The following is a 3,381-nucleotide window of genomic DNA, read 5'->3' on the forward strand; positions in this document are numbered from 1 at the left end:
ACCCCGTACCACCGATCGTGATCGCGTCCAGGCCCTTGCCGCCGAGCACCGTCGGCACGCGCTTGCTGCCGGGCCGGGTGGGCGGCCCGTCATAGAGGGCGTCCACGTCGGTGAGCAGGACCAGCCCGTCGGCGTGCACGAGGTGCGCCACGAGCGACGCCAGCCGGTCGTTGTCGCCGAAGCGGATCTCGTGCGTCGCGACGGTGTCGTTCTCGTTGACGATGGGCACGATGCCGAGCTCGAGCAGCCGGTCCAGGGTGCGCCGGGCGTTCGTGTAGTGCGAGCGCCGGGTCACGTCGTCGGCCGTGAGGAGGACCTGGCCGACGGTGAGCCCATGGGCACCGAACGCGCGCTGGTATGCCGCGACGAGGGCTCCCTGCCCCACGCTGGCCGCGGCCTGCTGGGTCGCGAGGTCGTGGGGTCGCCGGGCGAGGCCGAGCGGGGCGATCCCTGCCGCGATCGCCCCGGACGAGACGAGCACGACCTGCTGTCCGGTCAGCCGACGCCTGGCCAGCACGTCCACGAGGGCCACGAGGCGCGACTCGTCGAGCGAGCCGCCACCGGGGGTCGTCAGCGACGACGAGCCGACCTTGACCACGAGGCGCCGGGCGCGCGCCACGTCCTGGCGCCGCTCGGCGGCGCTCACGGGCGCACCCCGGCGAGGTGGCTGCCGCAGCAGTGGCTCCCGACCCTCATACGGTCGACCGGACGCAGGCTCACTCGTCGTCGCCCTCGTCCCGGGCTGTGGCCCAGTGGCCAGCCTTGCGCTCGGTGGCGAGCTCGTCACGGGCAGCGGTGCGCGCCGCGCGCCGCTCGGCGTAGTCGGCCCGCTTGTCGTCACGCGTCGGACGGACGGTGCTGTCGTCGAGCCTCAGGTCGGTGCCGCGGGCGCCGAGCAGCTCGGCACCGGCCACCAGCGTAGGCTCCCAGTCGAAGACCACGGCGTTGTCCTTGGGGCCGATCAGGACGGTGGCCCCGGCCACCGCGCCCGCCTTGAACAAGGCCTCCTCGACGCCGGCCCGCCCCAGCCGGTCGGCGAGGTAGCCCACGGCCTCGTCGTTGGAGAAGTCGGTCTGGCGCACCCAGCGGGTGGGGCGCTCGCCCTCGATGCGGAAGACCTCGCCGTCGGGGGTGTTCTCGCGGACGACCTTGAACCCACTGTCGTCGACGGCCTTGGGGCGGATGACGACGCGCTGCGGCGTCGCGGCGGCCATGGCCTCGATCTCGGCCCGGGCAGCTGCCACGTGGCGCGCCATGGCGAAGGTCAGCTCACGCAGCCCGGTGTGGGCCACGGCCGACACGACGAAGACCTCGATGCCACGGGCCTCCAGGTCGGGCCGGACCAGGTCGGCCAGCTCCTGCGCGTCGGGCACGTCGGACTTGTTGAGCACGACGATGCGGGTGCGCTCGGACAGCGGTCGGCCACCGAGCGAGTCGTCGAGGACGTACTGCGCCAGCTCGTGCTCGATCACGTCGAGGTCCGTCATCGGGTCGCGGCCGGGCTCGAGGGTCGCGCAGTCGATGACGTGGACGAGCACGGAGCAGCGCTCGACGTGGCGCAGGAACTCCAGGCCCAGGCCCTTGCCCTGGCTCGCGCCCGGGATGAGGCCGGGGACGTCGGCCACGGTGAACCGCTCGTCGCCCGCCTGGACGACACCCAGGTTGGGAACGAGGGTCGTGAAGGGGTAGTCCGCGATCTTGGGCCGGGCCGCCGAGAGCACCGACACCAGCGACGACTTGCCAGCCGACGGGAAGCCGATGAGCGCCACGTCGGCCAGGGACTTGAGCTCGAGCACGATGTCGAGCACGTCGCCGGGTTCGCCCAGCAGGGCGAAGCCGGGGGCCTTGCGCCGCGCCGACGACAGCGCCTTGTTGCCCAGTCCCCCACGCCCACCACGGGCCGCGACGAACTCGGCGTCCGGCGCCACCAGGTCGGCGAGCACCTCGCCCGAGCCGTCCTTGATGACCGTGCCCATGGGCACCGGCAGGACCAGCGTCTCGCCGTCACCGCCGTTGCGCTCGTCACCGGCGCCGGGCTTGCCGTTGGTGGCCTTGCGGTGGGGGCTGTGGTGGTAGTCCAGCAGCGTCGTGGCCTGGGCGTCGACGCGCACGATGATGTCGCCACCCCGCCCGCCGTTGCCACCGTCGGGACCACCGAGGGGCTTGAACTTCTCGCGCTTGACCGAAGCGACGCCGTGGCCGCCGTCACCCGCGGCGACGTGCAGCACGACGCGGTCGACGAACGTGGTCATGGGGTTTCTCGATTCTCAGTGCGATGGGTGGTGCAGGGGTGGAGCGGGTCGGCACCGCCCCCGATTCTAGGTGGGGACGGACAGAGGGGGCGGGCCGTGTCAGGCCCGCCCCCTCTGGTGCGGCGTGCCGGGTGGTGACCACCCGGCATACCGAAGTCAGCTGGCGTCCGTGGTCTCCAGCGGGACGATGTTGACGACCTTGCGGCGACGCCTGGTGCCGAACTCGACGTTGCCCGCGACGAGCGCGAACAGCGTGTCGTCGCCACCGCGACCGACGCCGTCACCGGGGTGGAAGTGCGTGCCGCGCTGGCGGACGAGGATCTCGCCCGCGTTGACGAGCTGGCCGCCGAAGCGCTTCACGCCGAGTCGCTGTGCGTTGGAGTCGCGACCGTTACGGGTCGAGGACGCACCCTTCTTGTGTGCCATGTCAGTACCTGCCTTCTACGTTCTGGGGTTCCGGGACTCAGGCGTCGATCGAGGTGATCTTGACCTGGGTCAGGTGCTGACGGTGGCCCTGACGCTTCTTGTAGCCCGTCTTGTTCTTGTACTTCATGATCGTGATCTTCGGGCCCTTGGCGGGCTTGACGACCTCGGCCTTGACGGTCACCTTGGCGAGCTTGTCGGCGTCGCTGGTGATGGTCGAGCCGTCGACCACGAGGAGCGGGGTCAGGTCGATGCTGTCGCCTGCCTTGCCGCTGACCTTGTCGATGATGAGGACGTCGCCCACGGAAACCTTCTCCTGGCGACCACCTGCGCGAACAATCGCGTACACGGGTAACTCTCTTTCGTACTTCGGGGGGCACGCGCTCTCTGTCTGGACCGGCCGACAGCTACCCGCTCGCAACCGTGGGAGACCCGAGGCTGCGGTGACGGACGCCGGACGGTGGGCGCACCAAGGGCAAAGATTACCCGGTGGTGGGGCCCTCGACCAAACCGGCCGCCCCGCACGGTTCGTGCGGGGCGGCTGCGGCTGTGGGTGGCGTATGCCGGGTGGCTCAGCCCTGCTCGGCAGCCGGCTCTGGAGCGTGCTCGGCGGTGGCCTCGTCGGCGACCCCGCGCGGGGGTCCGGCGGGCGCGACGACTCGGGCGCGCTTGCGGCGCTTGGGGGCGGCAGCCGCGGCCGTGACCG

Annotated in this window: 4 protein-coding genes; all 4 read right to left on the reverse strand. The window is 71.7% G+C overall.

Annotated features, from left to right (window positions below):
* The coding region (gene proB, locus AC1DV7_RS18160; RefSeq protein WP_477598735.1) for a glutamate 5-kinase at nt 1-646 on the reverse strand (646 nt) is incomplete at its 3' end.
* 70 nt (nt 647-716) lie between these two features.
* Nucleotides 717-2,252: a GTPase ObgE gene (gene obgE / locus AC1DV7_RS18165; protein WP_477598736.1), complete on the reverse strand. Its 1,536-nt coding sequence runs from the start codon at nt 2,250-2,252 to the stop codon at nt 717-719.
* Nucleotides 2,253-2,408: 156 nt separating this feature from the next.
* A complete protein-coding gene (rpmA, locus tag AC1DV7_RS18170; RefSeq protein ID WP_477598737.1) occupies nt 2,409-2,678 on the reverse strand; it encodes a 50S ribosomal protein L27 in 270 nt (89 codons plus the stop codon).
* A gap of 37 nt (nt 2,679-2,715) precedes the next feature.
* Nucleotides 2,716-3,024, reverse strand: a complete 309-nt coding sequence (gene rplU, locus AC1DV7_RS18175; RefSeq protein ID WP_477598738.1) for a 50S ribosomal protein L21 — start codon at nt 3,022-3,024, stop codon at nt 2,716-2,718.
* Nucleotides 3,025-3,381: the final 357 nt, after the last annotated feature.

The sequence above is a fragment of the Pedococcus sp. P2_E4 genome (assembly GCF_056403935.1).